The following is a 14961-nucleotide window of genomic DNA, read 5'->3' as shown; positions in this document are numbered from 1 at the left end:
CAAACACGCCCTAATTAACTGTATTAGGCGGCGTATAAAATTGACTTGAATAGGAAGAAACATGATTCTAGTTGTAGGTCATAAGAACCCAGACAGTGACAGTATTTGTAGTGCACTCGTTGCAACTGAACTTCTAAAAGCGCGTGGCGTTGAAGCTATGCCAATTCGCCAAGGCGAAATCAACCGTGAAACTCAGCACATCCTAGAAGTTGCTGGCGCTGAAGTTCCTGAGCTTCGCACATCAGTTGCGGGTGAGACCGTTTGGCTAGTAGATTACTCAGATCTAGCACAAGCACCAGACGATATCGCAGAAGCTGAAATTGCGGGTATTGTTGACCACCACCGCCTAGGTGACGTGATGACAGTAAACCCAATGGAAGCATGGATCTGGCCTGTTGGTTGTACCAACACTGTTCTATTCAACATGTTCAAGATTGAAGGTCACGCGATTACTCCACAAATCGCTAAGCTAATGATGTCAGCAATTCTATCTGACACAGTAGGCTTCGCTTCTCCAACTTGTACACAAAAAGACAAAGATGCCGTTGCTGAGCTAGCGGTAATCGCAGACGTACAAGATGTTGACGCATTCACTAAAGATCTTCTAATTGCTAAGACAAACATCGAAGGTCTATCTGCGGCTGAGCTTGTTGAGAAAGACCTTAAAGGTTACCCATTCAACGGTCGTGACGTAGTAGTAGGTCAGGTTGAGCTTGCAACACTAGAGCAAGTTGACGGTATGATCGAAGCACTAGAAGCGGATCTAGAAGCGCGTTGCGAAAAAGATAATCTTGCATTTGCTGCTGTAATGCTAACAGACATCACGACTGCTCAAACTCGTCTTCTATACAAAGGTGAGTGGGCTGAGAAGCTTGTTAAGCACGAGAAAGACGGCATGCTAATGATGGAAAACACGCTAAGCCGTAAGAAGCAAGGTTGGCCTTGGCTTCAAACTGAACTAGCTTAATTTTCTAGCATATACTTTAAATGCCCGCTTAGCTGCGGGCATTTTTCTATGGGAAATAGGAGACGAATATGTCTGAGCAACTGACCCAAGAGCAGATGGATACCATTAATCGCTACAATGAAGAGCAACGTTTAAAGTACTGCGTAAAAGAGATTGTGGCGAATCGTAAGGTTTGGATTCTGAAAGACGAACATGGCTGTGTCATGTTAAATACAGAAGATGATGATTGTGTACCAGTATGGCCAAACGAAGAATTTGCTTTGCAATGGGCGAATGGTGATTGGGAAGATTGCGAGCCAGAAGCGATCTCTCTAAACAAGTGGCACAGTCGTTGGACCTCTGGTCTAGAGGATGACGAGCTATCGATTGTTGTATTCCCAAATCAAAATGAAGAAGGGGTCGTATTGTTTCCTGACGAGTTTGATTTTGAACTGCGCAAACAAGCGAGCCGCCGCTAATTTTTCGATTCGTGTCCATTTAATAAAGAAGCCTGCTTTAACGCAGGCTTCTTTACATTTGAACGATGACATCTTTGATAGGCTATTTTGTTTGGTGGCTTGGCGCCTTATAGAAGTGGCTTTCGACTAGGCGTTGAGTAATCGGATGTTCTGGGCTAGTGAGTACCTGGTTAGTTTCGCCAAACTCGACCACTTCACCTTCATGCATCACCATCACTTTATCAGTAATGTGCTTAACAATGCCAATGTGTTGAGACACGTACACAAATGACAATCCCATCTCTTCTTGCAACTCGAGGAATAAGTTAATGATCTGTGAGCGCATTGCCATATCCAAACCGTTTAACGCCTCATCAGCGACAATGATGGAAGGTTGAAGAATAAGCGCACGAGCTAAACACACGCGCTGTTTTTGACCTGCCGCTAGCATTTGTGGATAAAAATAGGCGTGTTCAGGCAACAATCCGACGCGGAGTAGGGTGTTCTTCACACGCTGCATGCGTGCATCTGGCGGCATGTTGGTATTTCGCTTTAACGGACCTTCCAAAATACGGCCAATCTGGATACGCGGGTTGAGCGATGTGTTTGGATCTTGGAAAATCATGCGAATGAGCTTGCAGCGTGTCGCGTAATCTTTGTGCTCCAACCGTTCGCCATTCACACGGATCTCTCCGGAGCTTGGCTCTACAACGCCTGCAAGCATGCGGGCAAGAGTGGATTTTCCTGAACCGTTTTGGCCAATAAAACCGATAGTTTGCCCCGGCTCTAACGTAAAGCTCACCGGTTTGACAGCCTCATTAACCTGACGTTTGAATAGTCGGGAGCGCGTAACAAACTGCTTCGATAAATTATCGACTTCAAGTAACGCACTCATGACTTTTTCTCCGTGTTCAATGGAAAGTGGCAGTTAAATTTATGATTCTTAATTCGTCTGGTGTGTGGAATTTCAACACATTGTTTCTGCGCATACGGACAACGTGGACCGAGTCGACAACCGATTGGCAGATGCTGCAATGGCGGAATCGAGCCCGGTAGGGATTGGAGTTTTTGCTTGTGTGGTACCCAATCATTAAAGTCTGGCATCGCTTTAAGCAAGGCATCTGTATACGGGTGCTTGGGTGCCGCAATGATTTTACTGGTATCGGCAGACTCTACCGACTGACCACAATACATTACCGTAATGCGGCCCGCCCATTGTGTGATGGTCGCTAAGTCGTGACCGATAAGCAGAATGGTCGTGTTGTTGAGCTGGTTCATACGGCTCAATAAACGCAATATTTGCGATTGGGTAATCGGGTCTAAGTCGTTAGTTGGTTCATCTGCGATCAGCAATTTAGGTTTGGTCGCAATCGCCATGGCAATCATGACTTTTTGACACTCACCATCGGTCAGTTCATAAGGGTAGCTACCCATTAAACGCTTGTGATCTTTAATGCCTACTTTATGCAGAAGCGCGATGGCTTGTTTTTTACGCCATTTAAATCGCTCCCACCATTTCCCTTCAAACGCGCGAGATGGGATGGACTCGATCAATTGACGTCCCACTTCTTCTGAAGGATCAAGACAGGTTGATGGCTCTTGGAAGATCATCGCAATATCACGGGCAATGACACGTCGACGCTCTTTTGGCGTAAGCTGAAGCAAGTCAATATTGCCAAGGCGCATACGGTCTGCGGTAATGCGCCAGTTATCTTTACTTACCCCAACAATCGCTTTTGCAACCAAGCTTTTCCCTGAACCAGACTCACCTACAAGACCACGAATTTCGCCTTCATTCAAAGTTAGGCTCATTCGGTCCACGGCTTTGACCAACCCTTGAGGGGTTTCAATCTCAATAGTCAAATGTCGAATATCTAACAACGGCATTATTCGATCCCCGCATTAAGCGCTTGACGTACACCTTCACCTACTAAGTTTAGGGTAATAACGGTAAACATGATGGTTAGGCCGGGTAGCGTTACGGTCCAAGGTGCAATATAAATCAACTCGACAGAGTCACCTAATATCGCTCCCCACTCAGTACTTGGTGCTTGTGCGCCTAAGCCAAGAAAACCCAGCGCAGTAATATCTAAAATCGCAGCAGAGAGCGCGAGCGTGATTTCAGCTGCAATAACCGTCAATATGTTGGGAAGAATTGAACTCCACAACAAGTAGAAATCGTTCGCGCCATCAAGACGTGCTGCCATGATGTAGTCTTTTTCAACTTCGGTGTGGACTGCGATATAAACGGAGCGAATAAAACGCGGAATCAAAGCCAAGCAGATCGCGAGTAAAATATTGAACCCACCAAAGCCTAGAAATGCCACAAAAATGATTGCTAATAAGAGCGACGGGATCGACATGACGGTATCGAGCAAGTGATTGAGGGTACTCGACAGTAAGCCTTTCGTCATACCTGCTAATACGCCAATCAAACAACCTACGACCGCGGCAATCGCAGTGATGGCAACGGCTGCACCGAATGTAAGTTGAGAGCCCATGATCAAGCGTGACAGAATGTCTCGGCCTAAGTCATCGGTTCCCAAAAAGTAATCAACCGTTCCAGCTGGGGCCCATGATGGCGGCACAAGCAATTCGCCTGACTGTGCTTGGGCATCAAACGGCGCAAGCAGTGGCGCAAAAATGGTAATTAGGACGATAAATACCAAGCACCATAGGCCAAACATGGCTAGCCCGTTGGCGCGGTAACTTCGCCAAAATCGCTCAAACTGAGTTGGAATGCGCTCTTCCTGATAAACGTTATTTGTTAGCATACCATTCCTTTCGAACTAGAGGGTTAATCATCGCGCCAATCAAATCAGAGAGAATATTAGCGGTGAGAACCAAAGTCGCAAGTACCATCACGCCAGCTTGGATTGATGCATAATCTTGGTTTGCCAATGCATCTAACAACCAACGACCAATACCTGGCCAGTTAAAAATAGATTCAGTGATGATAGCCAAGGTAATCATACTGGAAAGTTGAACACCGACTTTGGGGATGATAGGCGGTATTGCATTACGCAAGACATGTTGAGTAACGATCTCGCGGTTAGAGAGACCTTTTATTCTCGCTGCACGAATGTAGTTTTGGCTCATCACTTCCGCCACCGAAGAGCGCATTAGTCCGACAACCTGCGTGGTTGGAGCCAAAGCGAGCACCAAACATGGCAGCACCATATGCTCAATGACGCTTTGCAGTGCGTGAGCGCGGTATTCACCTTTCGCCATGAAAGCGTCGATAATGGCAAATCCGGTTACATGATCAATTTCGTAAAGCAGGTCATACCGTCCTGCCACGGGAAAGAGTTGGTATTCCAATGAAAAAACCATGATAAGTAGCAGAGCCACCCAAAAAATTGGAGCGGAATAACCAGACATCGACATGAATGAAATGCTGGTGTCGAGCCATTTACCTTGCTTCATCCCAGCCACGGTTCCAAGCGGAATGCCGATCAAAAGGGACACCAAAAAGGCAAAAAAGCACAGTTCCAAAGTGGCAGGGAATACGACGGCGAGCTCGTCATAAATCGCGTTGCCGTTTTTACTTATGCCAAAATCAAGCTGAGAAAGGTTGATTAAGTAAGTTTGCCAACCAGACCAAAAATCAACGTTTGCCCAGTGCGAGAGAGGGTCAAGGCGCAGCAGAGAAAAGCCCACTAATGTGAGGATCATCAAAGTGATGAAAAATAGGTTAAAGCGTCGAACGGTATACCAAAACATCAGTGAATTCTCTCAACTCTATCAAACGGTTGGGCATTGAAAGGGCTTGATTTGAAGCCTGTCAGTGATTTGTCGTGAACACGGAATTGCACACCATGTGCCAGAGGAATTACCGGGAATTCTTGATTTAAAATGTTCTGCGCTTGGCGATATAGGTTCAGACGGTAACGCGGTTCTTGAGTTTCCAATGCCAAATCGAGTAAGAAATCGAAATCATCGTTACACCACATCGATACGTTGAGGCCAACGCGATCAGACTCACAAGATAATAACGGGCGGAAAAAGTTGTCAGGGTCCCCGGTATCACCAATCCAACCAGTTAAAAGTAAATCGATGTCGTTGATGTTCTCTAAATCCACACGTTCGAATCTATCATCGGTTAGCAACGTTAACTCAACCCCAATATCGGCAAAATTCGCTTGGATTAGCTCCGCGGTCTTGCGAGGACTTGGGTTAAAGGCGCGTGGTTCAAGTGGTACCCACATGGTCAGCTCTAGACCGTCTTCATAGCCAGCATCACGGAGTAGTGCTAATGCATAGTTACGGTCATAACGAATTTTTACGCTGTCCTTTTGATAAGCCCATGAATTAGGCGGTAGCAATGTATAAGCTTGCGAGCCAGTTCCGTAGTAAACCGAATCTAAAATGTTCTGACGGTTAATCGCTAAGTTAAGTGCTTGGCGGACGCGAGCATCACTCAGTGCCGTCGTTTCAGTGTTGATCGCAATAAAGGATACGTTGTTGGCTGGCGTAGCAGTTAGCTCAAGATTGTCATTTTCTTGAATAACGGGTATTTGGCTCGAAATAGGCGAAGAGAGCACATCGCACTCGTTTCTTAAAAGTTTCGCCAAGGTACCAGTGCCTCGATGAGAGATATCGAACACCACTTGTTCCATTTTCGCGGGTGACTTCCAGTAGTTAGAGTGACGTTCCAAACGAATCAAGTCGTTCACTTGGTACTCTTTTAGTTGATATGGGCCGGTACCGATAGGAAGTTGGTCGATTTCTTCTTTATGATCTTTTGCTGCCAGCTGCTGTCCGTACTCCGCAGACAATATGACAGCATGGCTGGTGGCAATATTTGCCAAGAAGGAAAAATTTGGCTGAGATAAGGTAAACCTTACCGTATGCTCGTCAATCGCAGTCACGTCTTGCAGCAGGTTTTGAAAATCTAACCCTGCAAACCATGGATAAAAACCACCACCTACTTGGTGAAAAGGATGGTCTACATCAATGATTCGCTTGAAGCTAAATACCACATCCTTTGCATTCAATGGGCGAGTGGGAGTGAACCAGGACGTGGTTTGGAATTGAACATTACGTTTAAGCTTAAACGTGTATTCCGTTCCTGACTCATTCACAGACCAACTCTCAGCGATATTTGCTACTGGCTGATGTGATTTAGGATCGAGCGTGAGCAGCGTATCGTACAACTGCGGGCTCAGTGCCTCTGCGGTAATACCGCTATCAATAAGCTGAGGGTTAAACGTGGTTGGCTTACCTTGTCCGCAAAACACAAAGCCAGCTTTGCGAATGTCATTGTGGTCAATTTCATCACCACAAGCGGTCAGTAGGCTAATCCCAATAAGGCTCAGCGATAATCTTATAAAAGCATTCATAATATGAAATGTTCATTGGATCTTGCTTGTTTCATTTGATCTTACTCTTTCAGAGCTAACAAGCGAAAATGATCTCGCTAATTTATCACCTTTGTGAACTCGCTCCAAACATAAAATCCATACACTGTAAGGTGTTATGCTTGAAAGACATACAAATTAGAGCGCTGTCACTCGCTCGCTAACCGATCAAGCACCTTCGACCAAGCTAGCTTTGCCCGACTAAACCATATTTTCTAACCATCCCTCGTAACTGGTGGTAGCTCAAACCAAGTAGCTCGGCTGCTTGTCGTTGATTAAACTTGGCCTCTTCCAATGCGCGATTGAGTAAGTGGATGTCTTGCTCTTCTTGCCACTGTTTATAGTCTAGAGGGAATTGAACTGCGCTGCTTGGTGCTTCCTCTTCTTGTTGCTGTTCGGCTTGCTCGGCATTATGACCAAGCGTGTTATTCCAAACTGTTTCAAAAGGATTGAAAATCAGTTCATCAATTGGATCGGCATTGAGACCATGTTGGTAAATAGCACGTTCAATCACGTTTTTTAGTTCACGGACATTACCTGGCCATTCATATTCAAGAAGCGAATGCTGTGCTTTTGAGGTAAAACCGACAAAATATTCCAGTTGAAGTTCACGGCACATCTTCATCGCGTAGTGCTCTGCTAAAGACAGGATGTCTTCCTTTCGTTCACGAAGAGGAGGCAGCATGATGACATCAAACGCTAAACGATCGAGTAAGTCGGCACGGAAATCGCCTTGTTCCGCCAATTTTGGTAAGTCCGCATTGGTTGCACAAACAAGTCGAACATCCGCATTGAGAGCGGTATGACCGCCAACTCGTTCATATTCACCATATTCGATGACACGCAACAGCTTTTCTTGAACTAAAAGTGGTGCGGTGGCCAATTCGTCAAGAAACAAAGTGCCGCCTTCGGCGCGTTCGAAACGTCCTTTATGCTTGCCCTTAGAACCTGTAAAAGAGCCGGATTCATGACCAAATAGCTCTGAATCTATTAGTCCTTCGCTTAAGGTCGCACAGTTGAGTGATAGTAGTGGCTTATCCCAACGTCTTGATAAATAATGCAAACGCTGAGCGATGAGCTCTTTACCCGTTCCTCGTTCACCAATAATGAGGACTGGACGCTCAATAGGCGCAAGTTGTGATACTTTATCTAGTACGGCGAGAAAAGCAGGTGATTCACCAATCAGGTTTTGCTTCATAAAGTCCTTCTTATTTAACAGCCGAGCCATGATTTACATATGGAGTTGGTGAATTTCACCAACAGTTGGTGAAAAACATCATAGCATAATAGCGCATAACGACAACAAAATGCATAAACTTCTGATTTTAAATGTAATTTTAAGTTGGCATGCTACTTGTAATGTATTCAGGGAGACGCAAGGTCAATCACCACCTTGTCGAGTTTTAATAGGAAAAAAGAGGAGTTCCGTTATGGGTATTTTTTCTCGATTTGCAGATATCGTTAACTCAAACATCAGTGCATTGCTGGACAAGGCGGAAGATCCTGAAAAAATGATCCGTCTTATCATTCAAGAAATGGAAGACACACTTGTTGAAGTGCGTACTAACTCGGCTAAAGCGATTGCAGACAAAAAAGAGTTGGCTCGTAAAGTTGAAACGTTAGAAGAGCAAATTGGCGAGTGGAGCCAAAAAGCGAGCCTAGCGTTGGTAAAACAGCGTGAAGATTTGGCTCGTGCAGCATTAATTGAAAAGCAAAAGCTTGAGCAAGTGATTAAAGGCCTTCACACTGAGCAGACGTTAGTAGAAGAAACGATCGACAAGCTTACAGGCGAGATCGGTAAGTTAGAAAGCAAAATTGCAGAAACGCGTGCAAAACAGCAAGCACTAGCAATTCGTAACCAAACCGCCTCTAACCGTCGTGATGTGCAAAAACACCTGCACACTAGCCGCACTAATGAAGCGATGGCGAAGTTTGAGCAGTACTCGCGTAAAGTGGATGAAATGGAAGCAGAAGCAGATTTGTACGCACAAACTGGTAATGCAAAATCGCTAGAGCAAGAGTTTGCAGAGCTTCAAGCTCAAGACGAAATCGAAAAAGAGTTGGCAAAACTGAAAGAACAGATGTCATCGAAAGATAAATAACAAAGGAGCCATTTATGTCGGCATTTTTTATAGCAGGACCAGTGATTGTCTTTTTAATCTTTGTCGCTCCACTATGGCTCTTCTTACACTATCGCAGCAAACGCAAAACAGATAGTGCACTGTCGAGCCAAGATTTAGAGCGCCTTCAGGTACTATCTGAAAAAGCGGAAGCGATGCAGTCCCGAGTTGATACATTGGAGCGCATCTTGGATGCTGAGTCACCAACATGGAGACGCAAGTATGACTAATCGAGAGCTGTATCGTGACCCAGTAAATGGCAAAATCTCCGGTGTTTGCGCCGGAATTGCCAACTACTTTGGTGCAGAGGTTTGGTTGATTCGTATTGTAGTGATTTCTGCAGCGCTGTTGGGCGGTACGTTTTTGGTGTTGTTAGCATACGTTGCGATGGCGTTTATGTTAGAAAAGCAACCAGTGACGTATTCTGAAAATATCCGAGCGCAACAAGAGCACACACTTAAAAGTAAGCCTTGGCAGAAAGGACAAAGTCCGGACCAATTGCTCAGTGTGTTGGAACGCGATTTTGACCGTCTTGATGGCAAAATCCGTAACATGGAAGCGTATGTTACGTCTGATACATATAGGGTGAATCGGGAGTTCAGTAAGCTCTAAACACTCCGCATCCAAAGAAGATTTAAACGAAGCAGGCGCAAAGCCTGCTTTTTTGTCACAAATTACTAATTTTAAAGCACTATTAATCTTTTCAACTCTGGAAGTTCGCCCAGAATTCATCTACTTTAAAAATAATCCCTTAATTTTTTATGGATGAATGTAATGAGAAGATTGCTCATTCCTGTCGCCATCTCGGCTGTGTTGTCGGGGTGTGGTAAAGAACTTCCCCCTGTTCCAGAACCTGAATCCCGCCCCGCGAAGCTATTTACAGTATCTGTTGGCAATGCCCAATTTGAACGACACTTTCCTGCCACGACGGAAGCTGGTGATAAAGCGGTACTGACGTTTCGAGTTCCTGGACTTCTTCAAACGATTGAGGTGAATGAAGGCCAAGTCGTCAGCAAAGGCGATGTATTGGCTTCATTAAACCCTGATGAATATTCTCTGCTTGAACAGCAAGCTCGGGCAAATTTCGCGCTCGCAGACGTGCAGTACAAGCGATACCAAAAGTTACGTAAAGACCAAGTGGTGTCCGAACAAGATTTTGATGAGGCAAAAGCGAATCACAATTCAGCAAAAGCTCAGTGGAATCAAGCAAAGGCAAATTTAAGGTATACCAAACTTGTCGCGCCATATGATGGTACGATTTCGTATATTCCAGCAGAAAACCATGAGTATGTCGCCGCAAAAGAAGGCGTGATGAATATTCAATCCAACCAACTGCTTAAGGTGATATTCCAAGTCCCTGACTATCTGCTAAATCGTTACACCCAGGGTAGCGATGTCTCTGCCAGAATGGTCTTTGACGCTTTCCCCGAGCAGTCATTTGACTTGACCTTTCAAGAAATCGATACAGAAGCCGATCCTAAAACCGGTAGTTACAAAGTCACTATGGTTATGGAGCGACCATCAGAAATAGGCCTTTTACCGGGCATGTCTGGTAATGCTTACCTCCTATCTAAAAATGCTGGTGCAACAAAAATTCCTAATTCCGCGCTGCTAGAAGAGAACGGCAAAACATACGTTTGGCGTGTTGATGAGCAAGGCATTGTGTCCAAAGCCGCTATTGAGATGAATGACAAAAACCAAGTGTTAGCTGGGCTTAACGATGGCGATCAAATCATTATCTCTGGTGTTAGTGTAATTGAACCCGGAATTAAGGTAAGAGCCTGGATTAAGGAAAGAGGGTTGTAATATGAAAGGAATCATCTCTCTAGCGGCATTATTTTCAACATTTCTTCTTGTTGGTTGTGGCGATAAGGCACCAGAAAAAGCTCTTGAGACACCGCGTGTAAGAGTTACCTCATTAGCGGGAAATCGGGTGGATGACAACTTATATTTCCCTGCGGTTGCGAATGCAGCGGATCGCTCTCATTTGAGTTTCCGAGTGGCAGGAGAAGTCAGCCGCATCATGGTAAAAGAGGGCGATAAAGTCACGAAGGGTGATGTTATCGCAACGTTGGACCCTACGGACTATGAGTTGGATGTAGATAATGCGAGTGCGCGTTTTTCTGTTGTTGACAGTCAGTATCGCCGTTCACGTCCTTTGGTTGATAAAGGCCTATTAGCTAAGTCTCAGTTTGATGAAATTGCAGCACAACGACAAATCGCTCTGGCTGAGCTTAAGTTAGCGAAACTCCGTTTATCATTTACTGCCTTAAAGGCGCCTGTGGATGGGATCATTTCGCGAGTTAATATCGAGCAATTCGAAAATGTCCAAGTCGGACAGCATATCGTCAATATTCATAGTTTGGAGCGAGTAGAGGTGCTGATTCAACTTCCAGACCGGCTCTATGTTAACCAACCGCCAACGGAAGAAAGGCTTACCGCGATAAAGGCATTGGTGCGCGTGCCTAGTGGTAACGAGTACAACGCGACCGTGAAAGAATTTACGACTGAGCCAGACCCAACAACAGGTACGTTTACCGTCACATTATCGCTTCCTATGCCGGAAGAAGAATACATCCTAGATGGGATGGCCGTTGAGGTGACCTCCAAAGATAAGAACGTTGGCTTGGATCTCAATTTAGGAATTAATGTTCCCATTGAAGCCATTTTTAATGCGGACGGTGACGAGCTGGGGCGCGAAAATAAATTTGTTTGGGTACTGAATGATGACAACACGGTATCGCGCAGGCAGGTGCGAGCAGGTAAAGCATCTAAAACGTCCATTCAAATCCTTGATGGTCTCATGCTCAAAGACAAAGTTGTGATTGCCGGTGTTTCTCGGTTAAGGGATGGCATGAAAGTGGAAGTGATACAGGAAATGGCTACGCAGGAGGCCGGTCTATGAGCAATCTTAATAAATCAGCGCCTCAAAATGATGATGATGTGACCGGTATTGCTGCATACTTCATCCGAAATCGTGTCATCAGTTGGATGGTCGCACTGATCTTTTTGATTGGTGGTATCGCTGCATTCTTTGGGTTAGGGCGTCTTGAAGACCCTGCTTTTACCATCAAAGATGCCATGGTGGTGACCTCTTATCCTGGTGCGACGCCGCAACAAGTCGAAGAAGAAGTTACTTATCCGATCGAAAAAGCGATTCAGCAGCTTACTTATGTCGATGAAGTGAATTCGATTTCTAGTCGAGGATTATCTCAAATCACGGTCACGATGAAGAACAATTATGGCCCTGATGATCTACCACAAATCTGGGATGAGTTACGCCGTAAAGTGAATGACCTTAAAGGGACGTTGCCTCCGGGTGTGAATGAACCTCAAGTGATCGATGATTTTGGTGATGTTTACGGGATTTTGTTAGCGGTGACTGGCGACGGTTATAGCTATAAGGAGCTACTGGATTACGTCGATTACTTACGCCGAGAGCTCGAACTGGTTGATGGCGTGAGCAAAGTTTCGGTATCCGGGCAGCAGCAAGAGCAAGTTTTCATCGAAGTATCGATGAAAAAGCTGAGCAGTATAGGACTTTCTCCCGATACGGTCTTTAATCTTCTCTCGACGCAAAACGTGGTTTCTGACGCAGGGGCGATCAGAATTGGTGACGAGTACATCAGAATTCAGCCGACTGGCGAATTCCAGAGTGTGGATGAGCTAGGCGATTTGTTGATTACTGAGTCGGGAGCTCAGGGGCTCATCTTCTTGAAAGATGTGGCGGAAATAAAACGTGGGTATGTAGAAGTACCGAGTAATATTATTAATTTTAACGGCAGCCTCGCACTGAACGTGGGTGTTTCTTTTGCTGAAGGTGTCAACGTCGTTGAAGTCGGAAAAGCATTTGATCATCGCCTTGCCGAGCTAAAGTACCAACAACCTGTCGGTATCGAAATTTCCGAAATTTACAGTCAGCCTAAAGAGGTGGATAAATCGGTTAGCGGTTTTGTTGTCAGCTTGGCTCAAGCCGTCGGTATCGTCATTATCGTACTTCTGTTCTTTATGGGGCTACGTTCAGGTCTGCTTATCGGTTTAATTTTACTGCTGACGGTGTTGGGTACGTTCATTTTCATGAAGTACCTCGCGATAGATTTGCAGCGGATTTCATTAGGTGCCTTGGTTATCGCGTTAGGTATGTTGGTGGACAATGCAATCGTCGTGGTTGAAGGGATTTTGATTGGTACTCAAAAAGGACGAACTCGACTCCAAGCCGCGACTGACATTGTTACCCAAACCAAGTGGCCATTACTTGGGGCAACTGTGATCGCGGTAACTGCATTTGCGCCCATTGGACTGTCTGAAGACTCGACGGGTGAATACTGTGGCACTTTGTTTACGGTTCTTCTTATCTCATTGATGTTGAGTTGGTTTACCGCTATCTCGTTGACACCGTTCTTCGCTGACATCTTTTTTAAAGGCCAGAAGATTAAACAAGGTGAAGGGGAAGAAAATGATCCATATAACGGGGTTATTTTCGTTATTTATAAAAAGTTTCTCCAGTTCTGTATGCGCCGTGCTTGGTTTACCGTTGTGGTGCTGATTGCGGGATTAGCGGCAAGTGTTTATGGATTTACTTTTGTGAAGCAAGCGTTTTTCCCATCGTCGACAACGCCTATTTTTCAGTTAGATGTATGGATGCCGGAAGGAACTGATATTCGTGCCACCAACACAACGCTTAAAGAGCTAGAAAGTTGGTTAGCCAAGCAAGAGCATGTTGACCATATCACGACGACCGCGGGTAAAGGCTTACAGCGCTTTATGCTAACGTACGCGCCAGAGAAAAGTTATGCGGCTTATGGTGAGATAACCACTCGTATGGAAAACTACGAAGCGTTAAAACCATTAATGGCGAAGTTTCGAGAGTATTTAAAAGCCAACTACCCAGAAATCAATTACAAGCTCAAACAGATTGAGTTAGGCCCTGGTGGTGGTGCAAAAATTGAAGCGCGCATTATTGGCTCTGATCCAACCGTCCTTCGTACGATAGCCGCTCAGGTCAAGGACATCATGTACGCCGACCCTCAGGCAACAAATATCAGGCATGATTGGCGTGAACGAACCCAAGTTCTTGAACCTCAGTTTAACGAGAGTCAGGCACGTCGCTATGGCATTACCAAATCGGACGTCGATGACTTCTTGTCTATGTCGTTCTCTGGAATGACGATAGGCCTCTACCGAGACGGCACGACGCTCATGCCTATCGTGGCTCGCTTACCTGAAGATGAACGTATTGATATTCGTAACATTGAAGGCATGAAAATATGGAGTCCAGCACAGAGTGAGTTTATCCCACTTCAACAAGTCACAATGGGTTACGACATGCGTTGGGAGGATCCTATCATCGTACGTAAGAACCGTAAGCGTATGCTCACTGTGATGGCAGACCCTGATATTCTTGGTGAAGAAACCGCATCGACGTTGCAAAAACGTTTACAGCCCCAAATCGAAGCGATTCAAATGCCTCCTGGCTATTCACTAGAATGGGGTGGTGAATACGAATCTTCTGGTGATGCTCAAGAGTCGCTGTTTACTACCATGCCAATGGGGTACTTGTTCATGTTCTTGATCACCGTATTCCTATTTAACTCAATCAAAGAGCCACTCATTGTTTGGCTTACCGTGCCGCTGGCGTTAATTGGTGTCACCACCGGTTTGTTGGCACTCAACACGCCGTTTGGTTTTATGGCATTGCTCGGCTTCTTAAGCTTATCGGGAATGGTGCTCAAAAATGGCATCGTATTACTGGACCAAATTGAAATAGAAATGAAATCGGGTAAAGAGGCTTATGATGCGGTCGTTGATGCTGCGGTAAGCCGTGTTCGTCCTGTGTGTATGGCTGCAATCACGACGATCCTTGGTATGATCCCACTATTACCAGATATTTTCTTCAAACCAATGGCGGTTACGATTATGTTTGGTTTGGGCTTTGCGACAGTCCTGACACTGATTGTCGTGCCAGTGTTGTATCGTTTGTTCCATAAAGTGGCAGTACCGAAACAGGCTTAGTGCTACTGATATAACGATGAAAAATATCGCGCCTCTAGCTCATCAGTTAGAGGCGCTTTTTAAGG

14 protein-coding genes are annotated in these 14961 nt (G+C 45.3%); 8 read left to right on the top strand and 6 right to left on the bottom strand.

Annotated features, from left to right (window positions below; all coding sequences use genetic code 11):
* Window positions 1-61 precede the first annotated feature (61 nt).
* Both OO778_RS10680 and OO778_RS10675 read left to right on the top strand, forming a co-directional pair.
* Window positions 62-967 (top strand): manganese-dependent inorganic pyrophosphatase, encoded by a 906-nt coding sequence (locus OO778_RS10680; protein ID WP_005393312.1) that lies wholly within the window; start codon window positions 62-64, stop codon window positions 965-967.
* A gap of 68 nt (window positions 968-1035) precedes the next feature.
* On the top strand, window positions 1036-1425 hold the full coding sequence (locus OO778_RS10675) for a DUF2750 domain-containing protein (RefSeq protein ID WP_005378129.1): 390 nt from the start codon (window positions 1036-1038) through the stop codon (window positions 1423-1425).
* Between the two features lie 82 nt (window positions 1426-1507).
* On the opposite strand, the gene OO778_RS10670 is transcribed toward OO778_RS10675, so the two are convergent.
* The 6 genes from OO778_RS10670 to pspF all read right to left on the bottom strand — a co-directional run bounded on the left by OO778_RS10670 (window position 1508) and on the right by pspF (window position 7962).
* The gene (locus tag OO778_RS10670; RefSeq protein ID WP_006742848.1) at window positions 1508-2299 is read right to left on the bottom strand and encodes an ABC transporter ATP-binding protein; all 792 of its coding nucleotides are present in this window, start codon (window positions 2297-2299) and stop codon (window positions 1508-1510) included.
* Window positions 2296-3291 carry an oligopeptide/dipeptide ABC transporter ATP-binding protein gene (locus tag OO778_RS10665; protein WP_005378126.1) on the bottom strand — a complete coding sequence of 332 codons (996 nt, stop codon included), beginning with the start codon at window positions 3289-3291 and terminating at the stop codon, window positions 2296-2298. Before OO778_RS10665 ends, OO778_RS10670 begins: the two co-directional genes overlap by 4 nt.
* Complete coding sequence (locus tag OO778_RS10660) at window positions 3291-4178, bottom strand: ABC transporter permease subunit (RefSeq protein WP_005378123.1); 888 nt, start codon at window positions 4176-4178, stop codon at window positions 3291-3293. Before OO778_RS10660 ends, OO778_RS10665 begins: the two co-directional genes overlap by 1 nt.
* Window positions 4165-5127 carry an ABC transporter permease subunit gene (locus tag OO778_RS10655; protein WP_046874787.1) on the bottom strand — a complete coding sequence of 321 codons (963 nt, stop codon included), beginning with the start codon at window positions 5125-5127 and terminating at the stop codon, window positions 4165-4167. The genes OO778_RS10660 and OO778_RS10655 overlap by 14 nt, the downstream gene beginning before the upstream one ends.
* Complete coding sequence (sapA, locus tag OO778_RS10650; RefSeq protein ID WP_005393298.1) at window positions 5127-6746, bottom strand: ABC transporter substrate-binding protein SapA; 1620 nt, start codon at window positions 6744-6746, stop codon at window positions 5127-5129. Before sapA ends, OO778_RS10655 begins: the two co-directional genes overlap by 1 nt.
* 205 nt (window positions 6747-6951) lie before the next feature.
* Entirely contained in the window at window positions 6952-7962 is a 1011-nt protein-coding gene (gene pspF, locus OO778_RS10645; protein WP_046874789.1) for a phage shock protein operon transcriptional activator, read from the bottom strand.
* Between the two features lie 232 nt (window positions 7963-8194).
* Between pspF and pspA the strand changes: the two genes are divergently transcribed.
* From pspA to vmeI, 6 genes are all read left to right on the top strand, one after another.
* Entirely contained in the window at window positions 8195-8866 is a 672-nt protein-coding gene (gene pspA, locus OO778_RS10640) for a phage shock protein PspA (RefSeq protein ID WP_005393294.1), read from the top strand.
* A 14-nt stretch (window positions 8867-8880) separates the two neighbouring features.
* Window positions 8881-9114, top strand: coding sequence for an envelope stress response membrane protein PspB (pspB, locus tag OO778_RS10635; protein ID WP_005393293.1), 234 nt, complete (start codon window positions 8881-8883; stop codon window positions 9112-9114).
* Window positions 9107-9496 carry an envelope stress response membrane protein PspC gene (gene pspC, locus OO778_RS10630; protein WP_012841944.1) on the top strand — a complete coding sequence of 130 codons (390 nt, stop codon included), beginning with the start codon at window positions 9107-9109 and terminating at the stop codon, window positions 9494-9496. Before pspB ends, pspC begins: the two co-directional genes overlap by 8 nt.
* Before the next feature lie 162 nt (window positions 9497-9658).
* Window positions 9659-10690 (top strand): efflux RND transporter periplasmic adaptor subunit, encoded by a 1032-nt coding sequence (locus OO778_RS10625; RefSeq protein ID WP_005393290.1) that lies wholly within the window; start codon window positions 9659-9661, stop codon window positions 10688-10690.
* Between the two features lies 1 nt (window position 10691).
* Window positions 10692-11789: an efflux RND transporter periplasmic adaptor subunit gene (locus OO778_RS10620; protein WP_006742843.1), complete on the top strand. Its 1098-nt coding sequence runs from the start codon at window positions 10692-10694 to the stop codon at window positions 11787-11789.
* Window positions 11786-14896: an efflux RND transporter permease subunit VmeI gene (gene vmeI / locus OO778_RS10615; RefSeq protein ID WP_264909750.1), complete on the top strand. Its 3111-nt coding sequence runs from the start codon at window positions 11786-11788 to the stop codon at window positions 14894-14896. The genes OO778_RS10620 and vmeI overlap by 4 nt, the downstream gene beginning before the upstream one ends.
* The last annotated feature ends 65 nt before the right edge of the window (window positions 14897-14961 follow it).

The sequence above is a fragment of the Vibrio sp. STUT-A16 genome (genome assembly GCF_026000495.1).
In the GTDB taxonomy this organism is placed as follows: Bacteria; Pseudomonadota; Gammaproteobacteria; order Enterobacterales; family Vibrionaceae; genus Vibrio; species Vibrio diabolicus.
The sequence above is the reverse complement of the archived record's forward strand: the minus strand, read 5'-3'. Positions and strand labels throughout refer to the sequence as shown.